The 16,387-nt window shown below is 68.5% G+C and carries 13 protein-coding genes and 4 pseudogenes; 10 read left to right on the forward strand and 7 right to left on the reverse strand.

All coding sequences use genetic code 11. The features are described from left to right. Window positions 1–207: 207 nt before the first annotated feature. Window positions 208–414, reverse strand: a pseudogene (locus CP981_RS01570) (SpoIIE family protein phosphatase); the annotation flags it as partial. 126 nt (window positions 415–540) lie between these two features. Then, a pseudogene (locus CP981_RS01575) lies at window positions 541–1,113 on the reverse strand (hypothetical protein); the annotation flags it as partial. A 212-nt stretch (window positions 1,114–1,325) separates the two neighbouring features. Here CP981_RS01575 and CP981_RS01580 point away from each other — a divergent pair. Beyond that, window positions 1,326–1,970 (forward strand): LysE family translocator, encoded by a 645-nt coding sequence (locus CP981_RS01580; RefSeq protein ID WP_085923185.1) that lies wholly within the window; start codon window positions 1,326–1,328, stop codon window positions 1,968–1,970. A 356-nt stretch (window positions 1,971–2,326) separates the two neighbouring features. Here the strand turns inward: CP981_RS01580 and CP981_RS01585 are convergent, their stop codons facing one another. Then, complete coding sequence (locus tag CP981_RS01585; RefSeq protein ID WP_085923184.1) at window positions 2,327–2,920, reverse strand: TetR/AcrR family transcriptional regulator; 594 nt, start codon at window positions 2,918–2,920, stop codon at window positions 2,327–2,329. A 96-nt stretch (window positions 2,921–3,016) separates the two neighbouring features. Here CP981_RS01585 and CP981_RS01590 point away from each other — a divergent pair, with 96 nt between their 5' ends. The 7 genes and pseudogenes from CP981_RS01590 (at window position 3,017) to CP981_RS01615 (ending at window position 9,542) form a co-directional block, all read left to right on the forward strand. Then, entirely contained in the window at window positions 3,017–3,949 is a 933-nt protein-coding gene (locus CP981_RS01590) for an alpha/beta fold hydrolase (protein ID WP_085923183.1), read from the forward strand. A 457-nt stretch (window positions 3,950–4,406) separates the two neighbouring features. Continuing rightward, a pseudogene (locus CP981_RS38400) lies at window positions 4,407–4,703 on the forward strand (urease subunit gamma); the annotation flags it as partial. Window positions 4,704–4,853: 150 nt separating this feature from the next. Then, entirely contained in the window at window positions 4,854–5,183 is a 330-nt protein-coding gene (locus tag CP981_RS38405; RefSeq protein WP_280117065.1) for an urease subunit beta, read from the forward strand. Further along, entirely contained in the window at window positions 5,180–7,171 is a 1,992-nt protein-coding gene (gene ureC / locus CP981_RS01600; protein WP_085923181.1) for an urease subunit alpha, read from the forward strand. Before CP981_RS38405 ends, ureC begins: the two co-directional genes overlap by 4 nt. A gap of 116 nt (window positions 7,172–7,287) precedes the next feature. Further along, window positions 7,288–7,962 carry an urease accessory protein UreF gene (locus CP981_RS01605; RefSeq protein WP_085923180.1) on the forward strand — a complete coding sequence of 225 codons (675 nt, stop codon included), beginning with the start codon at window positions 7,288–7,290 and terminating at the stop codon, window positions 7,960–7,962. Window positions 7,963–7,995: 33 nt separating this feature from the next. After that, window positions 7,996–8,691 carry an urease accessory protein UreG gene (ureG, locus tag CP981_RS01610; protein ID WP_085923179.1) on the forward strand — a complete coding sequence of 232 codons (696 nt, stop codon included), beginning with the start codon at window positions 7,996–7,998 and terminating at the stop codon, window positions 8,689–8,691. Continuing rightward, complete coding sequence (locus tag CP981_RS01615) at window positions 8,688–9,542, forward strand: urease accessory protein UreD (protein WP_085923211.1); 855 nt, start codon at window positions 8,688–8,690, stop codon at window positions 9,540–9,542. Before ureG ends, CP981_RS01615 begins: the two co-directional genes overlap by 4 nt. A gap of 38 nt (window positions 9,543–9,580) precedes the next feature. Here CP981_RS01615 and map read toward each other — a convergent pair whose 3' ends face one another. After that, window positions 9,581–10,366 (reverse strand): type I methionyl aminopeptidase, encoded by a 786-nt coding sequence (map, locus tag CP981_RS01620; RefSeq protein WP_085923178.1) that lies wholly within the window; start codon window positions 10,364–10,366, stop codon window positions 9,581–9,583. A 65-nt stretch (window positions 10,367–10,431) separates the two neighbouring features. On the opposite strand from map, the gene CP981_RS01625 reads away from it, so the two are divergent. Further along, on the forward strand, window positions 10,432–10,737 hold the full coding sequence (locus tag CP981_RS01625) for a helix-turn-helix domain-containing protein (protein ID WP_085923177.1): 306 nt from the start codon (window positions 10,432–10,434) through the stop codon (window positions 10,735–10,737). A gap of 382 nt (window positions 10,738–11,119) precedes the next feature. Here CP981_RS01625 and CP981_RS01635 read toward each other — a convergent pair. Then, window positions 11,120–11,422: pseudogene (locus tag CP981_RS01635) on the reverse strand (TetR family transcriptional regulator); the annotation flags it as partial. 63 nt (window positions 11,423–11,485) lie between these two features. Here CP981_RS01635 and CP981_RS01640 point away from each other — a divergent pair. Further along, window positions 11,486–11,938, forward strand: a complete 453-nt coding sequence (locus CP981_RS01640; protein ID WP_244329487.1) for a Rossmann-fold NAD(P)-binding domain-containing protein — start codon at window positions 11,486–11,488, stop codon at window positions 11,936–11,938. Window positions 11,939–11,949: 11 nt separating this feature from the next. On the opposite strand, the gene CP981_RS01645 is transcribed toward CP981_RS01640, so the two are convergent. Both CP981_RS01645 and CP981_RS01650 read right to left on the reverse strand, forming a co-directional pair. Then, complete coding sequence (locus tag CP981_RS01645) at window positions 11,950–13,938, reverse strand: Kelch repeat-containing protein (protein ID WP_143658827.1); 1,989 nt, start codon at window positions 13,936–13,938, stop codon at window positions 11,950–11,952. A 456-nt stretch (window positions 13,939–14,394) separates the two neighbouring features. Then, window positions 14,395–15,807 carry an MFS transporter gene (locus tag CP981_RS01650; RefSeq protein WP_244329488.1) on the reverse strand — a complete coding sequence of 471 codons (1,413 nt, stop codon included), beginning with the start codon at window positions 15,805–15,807 and terminating at the stop codon, window positions 14,395–14,397. Between the last annotated feature and the right edge of the window lie 580 nt (window positions 15,808–16,387).

Here is a 16,387-nt window from a genome sequence, read left to right on the forward strand (position 1 = left end):
TTCAGCCTGCCGTTGACGGACACCGTAGTTTCCGCGACGGGCAGGTCAGCCACCGGGCCCTCACCCTCACTCATCTGGGCATCGACGGCAACGGCTGCTCCGTAAAGCCACTTCCTCCAGCCCCCAGTCGTTGAGCTGGGCCACCGCGAGTGTCCGGCCCTCGGCGGCCGCGGCCGGCTCCGCCGACGGTTCCCAGGTGGGCACCTTGGTGTAGAGGGCGAGCAAGCTGCCCTCGGGCAGTTCCAGCTCGGCGGCTTCGAACGGCAGTCCGCCGAGACCGAGCGGTGGGCCGGCCGGCAGCTCGGGGAAGTCCACCCGTCCGTCCGGTGTCACCACCGCGGGCGGCGGATGACCGGCGCGGGCGAGGGTGCAGCGCCCGCTGACCGGGTCGTGGACCGCATACAGGCAGGTCGCGCTACGGCCTGCGGGGCACATAAAACGGGCACCGACGTCGTTGAGGAGCGCCAGTCTCCGGCGAGCACGGTAACGGTCGGTGACGTCCTCGACCATCTGGGTGACGCCGAGAACCTGGCCGGCGGGATCCTGCATCCGGAAGGCCGACACCGAGACGACCAGCTCCCGGTCAGGGTCGTGCCGCAGGCGGCAGGGCTGCTCGGTGAAGATCAGCGGATCCCCCGTTTCGAGCACCCGTCGTAGTCGTGCCTCCACTGTTTCCGCGCCGCGGTCCCGTACGGGGATGACCCCGAACCAGCCTCCAGCACTCACGCAGGCCGCCACCGCGGCCATGACGACGTCTTCATCACGAGGGTCGAGCATCACCTCGCGCACCGGCCGCCCCAGTACTTCCCCGGGCGCGTAGCCGAGCAGCGCCTCGACACGCTCGCTCCAGCCGACGACCCGCCTTGTCGTCCAGCACGGCGGAGGCAGAGCGACGCACGGCGAACGGATCCGCCGCGGACGTACTCCCCCACCTGCCGGACAGCCGCCGTACGGAATGGGGATCAGCGCGAGATCGCCAAGTACCGACTGTCCGAGCACCGACCCACGAGTCCACGAACCCACCTCGATCACGACACTGTGACGCCACCAGAGGTAGCGGCACCCACTGACAACGCCGACGATCGAGGCATAAGGATCTGCCCGGCCGATCACGCGGAGATCGCCGACGCGACCGTGGGCGATCCGGCTGCAGTCATTGATGTCGTCGGCCGGCTGGAGTCAGGGTGCACGGAGACACCGAACGGCAGGGCCGTATCCTGAGGCAGGCGATGCAGGCACTGCCTATGCGTCGCAACCGCCCGTCGCAGCCGGGCGCCGCCCCACTCCGGGTACCAAGTACCCGGCAAATGATTGGGAGTTGACCGGTGATCAGTCTGGCCGCAGTGGGAGGAGTGGCCCTGGTCGAACTGGGCATGGCCCTGACTCCGGGACCGAATATGATCCACCTCGCCTCTCGCGCGATCACCCACGGCCGCAGGGCGGGCCTGGTCAGCCTGAGCGGGACCGCCGTGGGATTCCTGTGCTACCTGCTGGCCGCAGCCGCGGGCCTGTCCGCGTTGTTCGCAGCCGTGCCCCTGGCGTTCACGGTGGTCAAGCTCGCTGGGGCCGCCTACCTGGCTTACCTGGCCTGGGGGATGCTCAAGCCCGGCGGCCGCTCGCCCTTCGCTCCGGCCCAGGACCTGCCTCCGGTCTCTGACGCCCGCCTGTTCTCGATGGGGCTCCTGACCAACCTGCTCAACCCCAAGATCGCTCTCATCTACGCCGCTCTTCTGCCCCAGTTCATGGATCCGCAGGCGGGCCCGGACTGGGCGCAACTGCTCCAGCTCGGCGGTGTTCAGGTCATCGTGGGGATCTCCGTGAACGCTCTGATCATGCTGGGCGCAGCACGGGTATCGGGGTTTCTGGCCGCCCGGCCCCGCGTGATGACCGCTCAGCGGTTCGCGTCAGGCGGCTTGCTCGGCGTCTTCGCGCTGCGCACCGCCCTGTCCCGTACGCCTGTCTCGACCTGAGCAGCCATGCCGGCGCGCCTGTGACACCGGCCCTACTGGGATCAACCGAACACGTCACGGAGATCGCCGACGCGATCGTGAGGCGTTCGGGGGCGAGATCCTCGTCCGCAACTTCTTCGCTACCTGGCCGAGCCCGCGGCGGTGGAGCGGGTCTTCGCCGACATCCCCTCAGCGCGCGCCATGGGCGCACCGCCTTGATCACACCGGTCCGCGGGGCCGCAGTGAATGCACACGTCCATCACGCGCTCGCGCAGCTTCTGCGATCCCATGCCAACAGTCCTGGCCGGCAAAGGGGAAGGAACCTGCCGGACACCAACCTCCCGGCCGGACACACCGTAACTAAGCAGCGACACCCCCTAGACCCGGGGAGCGCGCAATGCCTGCGAGAGCGCGCTCATGGTGATGTCGATGACCGTCTGGAGCTGCTTCCGACTCGCCCCGGCCCTGCTCATCACGGCCAGTGACTGGTTGACCGCCGCGATGTGAACGGCGAAGTTGTCGGCGTCGCTGTCGGACAACTTCGCGGCGATCAAGGCGGTCCGCAACCGCGCACGCTGAATGCCCAGAGCTTCGATCGCGCGCGTGGCGATGCCGGGGCTCAGTACCGGTATCGCCATCGCGGTTTGGGCGACCAGGCATCCGTCCGGCAGGTCGGGGTCGGCGATGCGCTTCAGTGTGACTTCGAAGAACGCCCGTACCGCCCGCAGCGGCTCTTCGGACGCACGTGAAAGGGCTTGGTCGTACCTGGCTCCATACCGCGTGGCATAGCGGTCCAGGCAACGCGAATAGAGCGAGTCTTTGTCGCCGAGTGAGGAGTAGATGGAACTGCGGTTCAGTCCGGTCGCCCTGGAGAGGTCGTCGAGAGATGTGTCGGCGTATCCGGCTCGCCAGAACTGGACCATCGCCGCATCGAGCGCAGTGTCCACATCGAACTGCTTCTTCCCGGCCATCGCGCACGCACCTCGTTCTTGAGCTTGAGCCAAGCCGTTGCGGCCCTGCCCATCTTATCTTGAACTGAATAGTTCAAGATGCGTTAGGCTTGACGCATGACTGACGCCGCAACCGCCGCGAATCGCTCTTCGGGCCGGAACCCGATCTCCGCGTTGCCGCTCCGCGACCTTGCGGGCTTCACTCACCGTTGGGTCGACGCGGAAGGCATCCGGCTTCATGCCGTGGAAGGCGGTCAGCCGACCGGCCCTACCGTCGTCCTGCTCGCCGGATTCCCGCAGACCTGGTGGGCCTGGCGCAGAGCGGCGCCGGGCCTTGCCAAGCGATTCCACGTGATCGCAATCGACCTGCCAGGACAAGGCCACTCCGACCGCCCCCAAGGCAGCTACGACACGCACACCGTCGCTTCGCGCATCCAGGCTGCGGTGACTGCGCTCAACGTGCGGAAGTACTGGCTCGTCGCCCACGACATTGGGGCCTGGGTTGCCTTCTCGCTGGCCCTGAAGTACGAAGAGCGCCTGCACGGTGTCGCTCTGCTTGACGCCGGCATTCCCGGCATCAGCCTCCCGGACGCCATCCCCACGGATCCTGACCGGGCCTGGAAGACCTGGCACTTCGCGTTCCACCTGGTGCCAGATCTTCCCGAGACACTGCTCGCCGGTCGCGAGCGTGACTACATTGACTGGTTCCTGAAGGTCAAAGCACTGTCCCCGAACACGTTCGACAGTGCCGAGATCGACCATTACGCCGCCGCTGTCGCTGCAGAGGGCGGTCTCCGAGCGTCTCTCTCCTACTACCGCGACGCCGCGGAATCAGCGCGCAAGAATCATGACGCTCTTGGACGACAGCACTTGACCGTCCCGGTCCTGGGAATCTCCAGCTCCCACGGCTCAATCCCCGACATGGCCGCTTCCATCAGCCCCTGGGCAGACAACACGACCGGTGTCGTCATCCCACATTCCGGACACTTCATTCCTGACGAGCAGCCCGCCGCAGTGGTGGACGCGTTGACTGCGTTCATCGCTCGCTAGCGTGTCGGGTAGTTCGAGCCTCAGCATCATCAGATCCTCGTCCCCCACAGGCTGTCAACGAATCAACGAGTGCATGCTGCCGGTAACCCACCTGGTCGGCCACGGGATCAGCTCCGTCGCGGTCGGGTGACACCTCTGTCAGTTCGCTCCCCGGCACTGGGCACGCCCCCGAGGTCCCGTATCCGCATCGCGTGAACATGCGACGGTGACGAAGTCCCAGGGATTTGTCCAACTCGCAGAATCCGTCGATGGTTTCGGAGCCGGTTCCTTGCGCCCGGCGGGTGCAAACGGCGTACTTCGCGGATTCACCGGATGGTGTAGATCATTCGTCGTTCGGCCATATCACCGTTCGTCCCTGCCAATGATCGGGGAGCGTCCGTCGCCGTCCGGGGAACGTTGTCTGTGACCTTGGCATGCCCGGCCGCAGGCACCATCCGACCAACAGAAATGGCGCGTCGTGCATTTGACTCCGCATGAGCAGGAACGCTTGCTGATCCACGTCGCGGCCGACGTGGCAGCGAAGCGCCGCGACCGGGGGCTGCTTCTCAACTACCCCGAGACCATGGCTCTGCTGTCCGCGTACGTCTTCGAGGCGGCGCGCGACGGTAAGACGGTGAGCGACATCATGGACTCGGGCCGACGGGTGCTCACTCGTGACGACGTGATGGACGGCGTCCCAGAGATGATCAAGAACGTCCAGGTGGAGGCGACCTTCCCGGACGGCACCAAGCTGGTCACGATCCACGACCCCATCCCAGAGGCCACTGAGGACCCCGAGGTCTACCCGGGCAAGGTCGAGCACCCCCAGCCGGCACGCAGGCCGGAGTGCCCGGTCGGCTGTGACGACACCGACTCGTCCCCCTGCTGCCAGGAGTGCGACGACGCCGCGTCCTGGCACGAGGCGATCGCGTTCAACGAGCACCTGCAGAGCGACAAGAAAACGATCAAGGTCCAGAACACGTCCGACCGTCCCATCCAGGTCGGCTCCCACTACCACTTCGCCGAGGTCAACCCCGGCCTCAAGGTGGTCGAGAACCCCCTCGGCGCGCCCGTGAACGATGAACCGCTCTGGGACTGTGCCGAGGCGAAGGGGCGACGGCTCAACATCGCCGCGGGCACGTCCGTGCGGTTCGAACCAGGAGACGTGTGCTGCGTTGAGCTGGTGAGCATCGAGGGCGACGCCAAGAGCGACACCAGCAGGATTCAGGGACTGCGCGAGGGGATCGTCGGATGAGTGGCCAGCCGGGGAAGACGGGCCGGCAGAAGAGGCCGAGCAACTTGGTGAAGCGGGCGGAGTACACCGCTCTGTACGGGCCCACCACCAAGGACCGCGTCCGCCTTGCCGACACCGATCTCACCGTCGAGATCGAAGCGGACTGGAGCGGCGGGCCGAAATACAGCGGCAACGAGATGATCTTCGGTGGCGGGAAGGTGATCCGGGAGTCGATGGGCATGTCCCACATCGCGAGGGACGGGGGCGGCGACCCGGATCGCCTTCCCATGGACACGGTCATCACGGGGGCGCTGATCCTCGACTGGTGGGGTGTGGTCAAAGCCGATGTCGGCATCAGGGATGGCAAGGTTCATGCCATCGGTAAGGCGTACAACCCCGAGACGATGGACCCGATCTCGGACTTCGAGCAGCCCGCCCGTGAACAGCCGGACGACCAGCTGCCGGTGACGGCGACGAACTTCGTGGTCGGCCCGAGCACCGAGGCCATCTCCGGCAACGGCCGGATCCTTACCGCGGGCGGTGTGGACACCCACGTTCACTTCATCTGCCCCGAAGAGATCCATGAGGCCCTGGCCTCGGGCGTGACCACTCTCATCGGCGGCGGCACCGGCCCCGCGGAAGGCAGCACAGCCACCACCGTGACCCCCGGCGAGTGGCACATCACCCGCATCTTCGAGGCCCTGGACGAGTACCCGGTCAACATCGGTCTGCTCGGCAAAGGCAGCACGATGAACGAAGACGCTCTGAACGAGCAGGTGGATGCCGGTGTCATCGGCTTGAAGGTGCACGAAGACTGGGGTGCCACGCCCGCGGTGATCGACCGGGCGCTGGCAGTCTGTGAGGAGCGCAAGATCCAGCTCGCCCTGCACGCCGACTCGCTCAACGAGTCCGGTTTCCTGGAAAGCACCAAGGATGCTTTCAAGGGGCGTTCCCTCCACATCTTCCATGTCGAGGGCGCTGGAGGGGGCCACGCCCCGGACATGATCGAGCTGGTCAAGGAGCCGAACGTGCTGCCCGCCTCGACCAACCCCACCCGGCCCTTGACGGTGAACACCGTCAAGGAGCACATCGACATGATGATCGCGTGCCACCACCTCAACCCGGATATTCCGGCGGACATGGCCTTCGCGGATTCCCGCATCCGACCGTCCACCATGGCCGCGGAGGACCTCCTCCACGACATGGGCGCCATCTCGATGATGTCCTCGGATGCCCAGGCGATGGGACGCATCGGCGAGATGATCATGCGCACCTGGCAGACCGCGCACGTCATGAAGTCCCGCTACGGCGCGCTGCCCGAAGACCTGCAGAGCGCGAAAGTCCGAACGGTCCGACAAGACACGGACCCCACTCACCCGTTCAATGAGGACAGGCTGACGCCGAACGACAACTACCGGGCGCGCCGGTACGTCGCCAAGTACACGGTCAACCCGGCCATCACGCACGGCATCAAAAAGTACGTCGGTTCCGTGGAGCCGGGGAGGCTGGCAGACCTGGTGCTGTGGGAGCCGAAGTTCTTCGGCGTCAAGACGCACATGGTCCTCAAGGGCGGCCAGCTCGCCTACGCGCAGGTCGGCGACGCCAATGCTTCGATCACCAAGCCGCAGCCCTACCTGCCGCGGCCGGTCTGGGGGTCCACCGGACGTGCCCCGGGGAGCAACTCGGTGAACTTCGCCGCCGAGGACGTGGCTGACAGTTTGAACACCCGATTCGACCCCGGCCGGCACAGCGACAGCAAGGGTACGGGGACGGAAACGGTCGGTCTCAACAAGAAGTTCGTCCCGATCGAGAACACCCGGAACGTCAAGAAGACCGACATGAAGCTGAACGACAAGGTGCCGGACAGCCTCGAAGTCGACCACGACAGCTTCGAGGTCACCATCGGCGGTGCGACGACGGGGGACGCCCGCACCGAACTCAACGGTGCGACCGTGCCGCGCTCCTACGTCAATGAAGTCCCCTTGGCTCAGCGGTACTTCCTCTTCTGAGCCGACATCTGCCCGGTCATCGGCACCGACGCCACGGTCGGGCCATGGGCGGGCACGGTGTGCCCGCCCAGGGCACCGCCTCACCATCCGCCCCTGTGAAAGGCAGCCGCTCGCCCATGAGCCGCGCAGCCCTGCTCCTGTTGGCCGACGGCCGCTTCCCCGCCGGTGGGCACGCCCACTCCGGCGGCGTCGAGGCCGCCGTCGCCCACGGAACCGTACACAACACCGACAGCCTGGAGGCGTTCTGCCGCGGGCGTCTGCACACCACCGGTCTGACGGCGGCCGGGCTGGCCGCCGCAGCCGCCGCCGGACATGACCCGCTGTTGCTCGACGACGCGGCCGACGCACGCACCCCCGCCCCCGCGCTTCGTGCCGTCGCCCGCAGACTCGGCCGGCAGATGATGCGCGCGGCCCGTGCCACCTTCCCTTCTGCTGAACTCGAACGCCTGGCCGCCGCGCGTCCCCAGGGCGCCCACCAGCCCATCGTTCTGGGCCTCGCCGCCCGCGCCGCCGGTCTCGCCCCGGTGGACGCCGCCTATGCCGCCGCGTACGAGAACATCGGCGGCCCGGCCACCGCAGCGGTGCGCCTGCTGAGCCTCGACCCGCTCGACGCCTCCGGCCTGCTGGCCCGCCTCGGCCCCGAGACCGACGACGTCGCCCAAGCCGCGGCCGAAGCCGCGGCCCGCGCCCTGACCGAGGGCCTCGACGCCCTGCCGTCGGCCTCCTCACCCCTGCTGGACATCACCGGAGAGCAGCACGCCGCCTGGACCGTCCGCCTCTTCGCCTCCTGAACCCCGAACCCACCACTGCACAGCGGAGTTGCCATGCACCTCGACCACTCTGAGACCTTTCCCGAGCGGCACACGTACAGCGCCGATCCGCTCCGCCCCGACGGCAGTCGCCGCGCCCTCCGCGTCGGCCTGGGTGGCCCCGTCGGCTCCGGCAAGACCGCCACCGTCGCCGCGCTCTGCCGCACCCTGCGCGACCGCTGGCGCATCGCCGCTGTCACCAACGACATCTACACCCGTGAGGACGCCGAGTACCTGCTGCGCGAAGCCGTCCTGCCGCCCGAGCGCATCACCGCCGTCGAGACCGGCGCCTGCCCGCACACCGCGATCCGCGACGACATCTCCGCAAACCTGGAAGCCGTCGAACACCTGGAAGAGACGCTCCACCCCCTCGACCTCGTGCTCGTCGAGTCCGGTGGCGACAACCTGACCGCCACCTTCTCCAAGGGCCTCGTCGACGTGCAGATCTTCGTCATCGACGTGGCCAGCGGCGACGACATCCCCCGCAAGGGCGGCCCCGGCATCACCACCGCCGACCTCCTCATCATCAACAAGACCGACCTCGCCCCGCACGTCGGCGCCGATCTGGACACCATGGCCATCGACGCGAAACGACAGCGCGGCGACCTTCCCGTCATCTTCACCCACCTCACCTCCGACGACGGCATCCGCGAAGTCGCCGACTGGGTCACCGGCCACCTCGCCCAGTGGCGCGCCGGGGCAGCTGTATGAGCCCATCCACCCAACTCGCCGCCGCCCGACCCACGTCCGACCGCGATGGTCCCCCAGCCGGCGCCCGAGAACCCGCCGGACACCCCGCCGGCGTACGCGCCACGGCCCGGATCCGTGCCGCACACAACGGACGCGTCACCACCCTCCCCCAGTTGCGCAGCGACGGCCCCTTCCACCTGCGGCGCATGCGCACCGACGGCAACGCCGCCACAGTGGGGATCATCGGCGCGATGAGCGCCCCACTCGGCGGCGACCGGCTCTCCCTCGACATCACCGCCGAGGACCGGGCCGAGCTGGAGATCACCACAGCTGCCGCCACACTCGCCCTGCGCGGCCCCACCACCGAAGCAGCCACCTACGACGTGCGGCTCACCGCCGGAGAACACACCCGTATGCGCTGGCTGCCGCAGCCCCTGATCAGCGCCGCCGGCAGCAACCTGCGGCAGACCTACACCGTCGAACTCGCCGCCACCTCACGGTTCGTACTGCGAGAAGAGCAGCTCCTGGGCCGGGCCGGCGAGGAACCAGGCCACCTCGTCAGCCGGATCCTGGTCCACCGAGCCGGGCGCCCGCTACTCGACCAGCGCACGGCCTACGGGTCCCCAGAACCCGGCTGGGACGGCCCGGCCGTCCTGAACAGGCACCGCGCCGTCGGCCAGCTCCTGGTCGTGGACCCGAGCCTCGACATCCGACGAGACGCCGTACTGCTCGGCGAAGGCACCAAGGACGGATGCGCCGTCCTCGCACCGCTGGCCAACGGCCCGGCACTGCTCGCCACCGCCGTCGCACCAACCACCTCGACACTGCGGGAACTGCTCGACGAGGCGCACGCACGCGCCCTCGCCCGCTAGGGCGCGCTGAAGAGTGTCGACAAGGTGCGGTTGTGGGGTCAGCCGAAACGCAGATGCGTGGGCAGGGTGAGAATTTCGGCTCCGTTGTCGGTGATGGCGATGGTGTGCTCGCTGTGCGCGGTCCGGCAGCCCGTCGCGCTGCGCAGCGTCCAACCGTCGGCGTCGGTGACGAGTGTGGCAGTGTCGGCCATGACCCAGGGTTCCAGGGCGAGCAGCAGTCCGGGGCGCAGCTTGTATCCGCGGCCGGGCCGTCCGGTGTTCGCGACGTGTGGGTCCTGGTGCATGGTCGAGCCGATGCCGTGGCCTCCGAACTCGGTGTTGATCGGGTAGCCCGCCTGGCTGAGGACCGTGCCGATGGCGTGGGAGAGGTCGCCGATGCGCGCCCCAGGTTTGGCGGCGGCGATGCCGGCGGCGAGTGCACGTTCGGTCGTCTCGATCATCGCGACGCTCTCCGCCGGCCTGGCCTTGCCCACCAGAAAGCTGATCGCGGCGTCCGCGGCCACCCTGCCCCGGGCTATGGCGAGGTCGAGAGTCAGCAGATCTCCGTCTGCCAGCGTGTAGTTGTGAGGCCGCCCATGGAGCACTCCGTCGTTGACGGCCGTGCAGATGTAGTGCCCGAACGGGCCGCGCCCGAAGGAAGGCGCGTAGTCGACGTAGCAGGACTGGGCTCCCGCCTCGGTGATCATCTCCTTGGCCCACTGGTCGATGTCCAGCAGGTTCGTCCCGACCGTGCTGCGCTGCTTCAGCGTGTGCAGGATGTCTCCGACCAGGGCGCCGGTGTCCCTCGCCCGCTCAAGCTGCGCGGAGTTCAGGATCTCAATCATGGGGGACCTCTCATGTGCGTCCAATAACTATCCCGGTCTAACTGTACCGGTATTAGAATGGGGTCATGGTCAGGTTGCCGCTCACCCCCGCCGAGGTAGAACGTGGACAGCGCCTTGGCGCCCTGCTCCGCCGAGCCCGGGGCTGCCGCTCGATGCTGGACGTGGCGCTCGCTTCGCACATCTCGCCGGAAACCCTGCGGAAGATCGAATCCGGCCGTGTGGCCACCCCCGCCTTTCCGACCATCGCAGCGATCGCCGACACCCTCGGCCTGTCTCTCGACGCCGTCTGGGCCGAGATCAGCCGGGCGGAGCGAACCGTCGAGGATGAGTCGGCCCTGCCTGTCACGCGGCATCCATCGCTGGTTTCGTAACGCCGAACTCAGAAAGTCAGCGTTTCACTGACCGTGCCGTGCCGGTACACCTGCGCACACGCTGATCACCTCGTCGACCAGCCCGAGCACCGCCTCGCGGACCTCGGCGGCTACACCGCCTGGACCCCGTCGGCTCCGTCGCTTCCTGCCCGAAGAGCGCGAGCACCCGGCCCTTGGACGTGTTCCGCCCACCCGTCCCAGTGGGATGCCTGGACGGCGGAGGGCCGGTACTTGTACCTCCGGTGTCGGCACGGTGAGGGCTGCATCGAGCGGCACCCTGGCCCTGGCATCGGCGTACCAGAATCCTGGAACGAGGGCCTCTCGCTTGGCGAATGGTCTCTGCTCTCGACCCTCGACCCTCACGAGGGCAACTGACGGGGCATCAGACCTGTGGCGTGCCGCCGTCCGCCGCCAGGCGGGTGAGCCACTCGCGCAGCAGGCGCTGCTCGGCGTCGCTCAGGACGTCGGCGTCGTCGGGGAGGGCGGCACGCAGCGCGCGGGCCGCTGGGGCGGGGCCGGACTCCGCGGCGGGGACCGTCGGTTCGGCGCGGGTGACGGCGGCGACCATGGACTCGCGAAGGACGGTCAGCAGCGCCGGATTGCGGCGTTCTGCGGGGGTGGAATGCCAGGTGGTGACCCCGCCTTGGCCGGTGGCCTGGATGATCTGGGCGGCCGGCTGCTGCTCGTCTCCCTCGACCGCACGGGCGAGGAATGCGTCACCGGCCACCACGCCGCGATCGACGCCGCCGTGAAGGCCGGAGTCGGCCGCATCCTGTACACCAGCCAGACGGGCGCCGCCCACGACTCCCGTTTCCAGGCATGCCGTGACCACGCCCGGACCGAGGACCTGCTGCGCGCCACCGGCCTGCCCTGGACCGCGCTGCGCAACGGCTTCCACGCCGCCAGCGCCCTGCGGTTCCTGGAGTCCGCCCGCCGCACCGGCGACATCGCCCTCCCCGCCGACGGCCCCGTCGCCTGGACCGGCCACGACGATCTCGCCGAGGCCGCCGCGGCGATCCTCACCCACGAGGGCCGCTTCGAGGGGCCCACCCCGCCGCTCACCGGCCCAGCGGCGCTCGACTTCGACGCCGTCGCCGAGATAGCAGCCCAGGTCACCGGGCGGCCCTTCACCCGCACCGTCGTCCCCGGCGGCGCCTTCCACGAGCAGGTCCTGGCGCACGGCGCCCCCGCCCCGACGTGAGTGGGTGGGTGTCAGCGGCGGTACATCATATGGAGCTTGCCGTTGTGGGAGGCGAGGGCCGTTTCGCCTTCCATGGCGCCGACGGGGATGGAAGATGCGCTCTGCCAGGTGTCACCGGTGGTGTGCAGGAGCCACAGGTTGCTGTCGGTTCCGCGGGCGGCCAGCCACAGTTTGCCGTCGTGGACGGCGATCGTCGGCGAGTCACGCGTCACCCAGTTCGAGGGCGGGGCGAGTTCACCGGAGTGGTGACCCGCGGGGATGTACCAGCCGGTGTGGTTGTGGCTGTCGGCCGTGCGGCTGGCGTACCAGATCTTGTCTTTGTACCCGGCGATGGAGAACGGCCCATGCGCCGTTGACCACCGGTCACCTGGGTTGCCCAGGACCGACCAGTCGTTGCCGTAGCGAGAGTAATGGGTGCGGGCCTTGCCGCTGCCGGTGCGGTGGACGACCACCAGCCGCTCGCGAATGACGGGGACGTTGGGACCGTCGGCGGTCAGGCTTGGGGCACGTTCGGTATGCACGTCGGGCACTTGGGTGACCTCGCTCCACGGTCCGCCGTCCGTGTGGCTGCACACGTACACGGCTCCGTCCCGCCCGGTGTGCGCCATGTACAGCTTGTCCTTGAACACGGCCAGGGCCGGGGCATAGTCGCTGGCGTAGTAGACGATCTGTGCGGGTTCGGACCAGGTGCCGTTGGCCAGCACACTCCACATGACGGCGCGGTCGCTGGGGCGGATGTACGCGGCGTGGAGTTTGCCGGCGTAGGAGGCGAGTGCCGGGGGTGAGGCGCTGGTCCAGCCCAGAGCGACGGGTGCGCTCGATGTGGTGGCGTTGCCGGAGCCGGAGAGGGTGACGTACTCCAGGGCCCCGGCAGGGAAGACCGGCCGTTCGCCGGTGTAGCGGATGCGCAGGGAGTGGTGACCTTCACCGTTGAATTCCCAGGTGTCACGGCTGCGGTTGTGCAGGGTGATCAGGGTGTGGCGGTCGAAGAAGAACAGCCGCTCGCAGGACAGGTCGTCCTTGTTGCGCAGGTACTCCTTGAGGAAGATGAACAGCTTCGTGATTTCCAGCGCATAGCCCAGGAGATCGCCTGCGAAGGTGGGGTTGAAGTTGTTGAGGACATCGGTGATGTGCAGCCCGTCGACCACCTCTTGCAGGACGTCGAAGAGCTTTTCGTACCACGCGGAGCTGCTCTGGTCGGCCTCCCAGGCGGCGATGTGCAGGCCCAGGTGCGTGCCGGCCTGCCCGTCGAAGACCACCCGGTCGGCTCCGCTGAACAAGCGGGTGTTGCCCTTCCTGATCGAGCCGAACTGCCCGGACTTGTAGGTGGGAGCCTTGTGCTTGTCGGAGGCGGCCGCGACGGTCCAGTAGATCTCGTCCTTGCCGCCCCACTGGTCGCCCACCGCCCGCCGGACGTAGAAGCTGTCGAACTCCACCTTGGCCCGGTAGCCGGGCACGGGCTTGCCCCGCTCCTCCGGGGGCACCGGTGGGCGGTTGAACACGGTCGCCCCGTAACCGAACTCGGTCAGACCCTCCGTGAACTCCGCGGTGTCGATCGGCCGCCCGTCTGCGAGCGCAGCGGGATCCACGATCGCCGCGTTGGGCAGCGTGACCGCCTCACGCCCGGTGGCCGGCAGGCCCGCCTTGAAATCGGCGAGCGTGTACCCCGACGTCAGGGGCCGGGAGGTGACGGAGGCAGGCACGATGTCCAGCGCCCCCAGATCCGCCACCGCCGCCCGGTACTCCTGCCCGGACGCGTGCACATCCGCCTGCGGCATCAGATCGCCCAAGGCCTTGAGCAGCACCCGCTCCAAATCGGTCGGGGCCTTCCCCAGCCGGGACCGTTCGGCGGCGTGCAGCGCCGCTCCGACCAGCACGCCCTGATGTCGCCCCTGCCGCAGGCCCCGCATGAACCGGTTCTCGCTCGCGGTCGCCGGGCCGCGCAGCATCTCCCTCAGCCGCACAGCGCCTTCCGCCGGCGTAACTTCCTCAACTGTCATACCCACTCCTCGCCCACGGCCATCGGTAACGACCAGATGCGGCCATCGCCCCTTCCGGAAGATCAATACGCAGCGTGTGCGAATACATGCGACATGTCACGTGATTGGCCAGATGTCGCGCCATCTACGCAAAGCCTGAGATGAGCTGGAAGTTCCCCGACATCGCCTCGGGCCGCATCACGGAGACGGTGATCCAGTACGACCTCCACCAGGCGGGCGACGAGGCTATGCCACGACGTTTCGCCCTGGTGTTCCGGGACTTCGGCCCCCGGCCGGTGGTCCCGCCACCGGCCACAACGCCTATTGCTGACCGGCAGGAACGGCCGCACGCTGCAGCCGTTCCCCATCAGCATCACTCGGATCACCCCGCCCCGTGCCCACATCAACGACCTGGGCACGGAGCAGTCACCTGATCGGCCGGACACGCCCTCGTACTGCAACGGTGTTTGCCGTCGGTCAACGCACCACGCTGTCCGTCGCCGATGGCACCTCCTCTTGCGGCCGCCGAGCGCTCGGGCAGCGCCGGATCCACATCCACAGGGCCAGCAGGAGGCAAGCCGCCAGGCAGCCGGCTCCCGCCGCGGCCAGGGGCAAAATGTCTCCCGTCGCCGCGGTGCTGCCGGGGTCGGCGGCGGGGCCCGCGGCGACCACGCCCAGCCCGGCCGCGACGGTGATGACCGTCTTGGTCAAGCCGGATGCCTCACCGGCGCGTTCGGGCCGGATGACACCCTGGGTAGCGGTCAGCGTCAGGGCGTTGCCGACGCCCAGCGCCGCCCCGCTGGCGGTGACCGCAGCGAGATACAGCGGCAGTGCGGAGACGAACGTGCCGCCCAGCAGGACCACCCCGCCGGCTCCCAGGCTCGTCGCCATCACCGGCACTGCGCGTACGCTGGTCACCCGGCCCGCGAAGGGCCCTGCGGCGGCCATGGCCGCAGCAGGGGCGACGAAGGCCACCCCGGCCATCAACGGCGTCAGCTGCTGCCCCTCTTGGAGCGAGAGCGGTACGACGAACAGGAACACCACTGTCGCGGCGTTGGCCACCGCGCCCGCCGCGGTCAACGCCACGAAGGCGCCGTTGCGGAACAGCGCGGGGGCGATCAGCGGATCGGCCGTGCGGAGTTCGATCCGTACGAAGGCCGCCAGCGCCAGCGCCACCAGGCACAGCGCACCGAGGTCGGCCGGGGAGGTCCAGCCCCATACCGGGCCACGGTCGATGAAGAGGGCCAGGGCCGCGATGGTGGTGGTCCCGGTGGCCAGCCCCGGCCAGTCGACGCGCCCGGAGACCGTGGTGTCCCGCGACTCCTGGGCCCGGCGGGCGCAGATCGCAGCCACCACACCCAGCGGCACGTTGAGCCAGAACACTGCCCGCCACGACACCATTTGGGTCAGGGCGCCCCCGACGAAGGGGCCGCAGGCGGTGGCCAGTCCGCCGATGCCCAGCGCCCACCCTGTGGCCCGGCCGCGCACGGCGGGCGGAAAGACGTTCGTCAGGAGCGCCAGTCCGGCCGGCATGATCAACGCGCCGCCAGCACCCTGGACCACGCGGGCCGCCACCAACACCGGCAGCGAGGGCGCCAGTGCGCACCACAGCGACGCCAGTCCGAACAGCGCCAGTCCCGCGATCAGCAGGCGGCGCCGGCCGAACAGGTCGCTCATCCGGCCCGCGCCCAACATGAGTGTGCCGCACGACAGGAGGTATGCGCTGACGGCCCACTGCAACTGGCCGGTGGATACGTCGAGTTCATCCTTGATGTGCGGCAGGGCCAGGTTCAAGGCGAACGAGTCGAGCTGGATACAGAAGACACCCAACGCGACCGAGACCAGCGCCCAGCGGGCTCCGCTTCGCCCCTCGACTTCCAACACAGTCACAGCACTCCCTCTCCGCCGCCTCGCCTGGCGGCGGCGTCATCTCACGAACGTCTCTGGTTGCAGGGGGTTGGGGGATTGCTTGCGCCGGAAGGGGCTGCGCTCAGGAGGGCCGGCCCAAGAAGGAACAAGGGCTGCAAGCCGTGCGCGGAGCCTGCGCGGAAACTCACCGAAGCTCGGGGCGCCGAAGACGCTCAAGACGCCAGAACACGAAAGCGGGGGTGGCCTCGGGCAGTGAATGCCCCAGTCGCCAACCTCCCGGCTCAGCGAGGTGATTTCACCGTACACCAGACCCTGTGCGGTGTCACGACCCACCGCCGTCCGGAAGGATTCAGCCACCAACGACTGGCGGCGGAAGAGCGAATACGGCCCGATTCCGGCACTTAGCGTTCCGTTCGGAACCGGTGATTCGGCGGGGCTCCCGCGGTCGGGCAGGGCTCCGGGGCGAACCGTTAATCGCCATGTGATCGACTGACTCAAAACCTGCTTTATCGAGCTGCTCGGCAATCCGTACGGTGGTTCTGCAAGTCGCCAAAGGAACGTCTGTGCGGACATCGTGGGACTCGCTACAGCGTGACCACGA

This window comes from Streptomyces platensis (genome assembly GCF_008704855.1).
In the GTDB taxonomy this organism is placed as follows: domain Bacteria; phylum Actinomycetota; class Actinomycetes; order Streptomycetales; family Streptomycetaceae; genus Streptomyces; species Streptomyces platensis.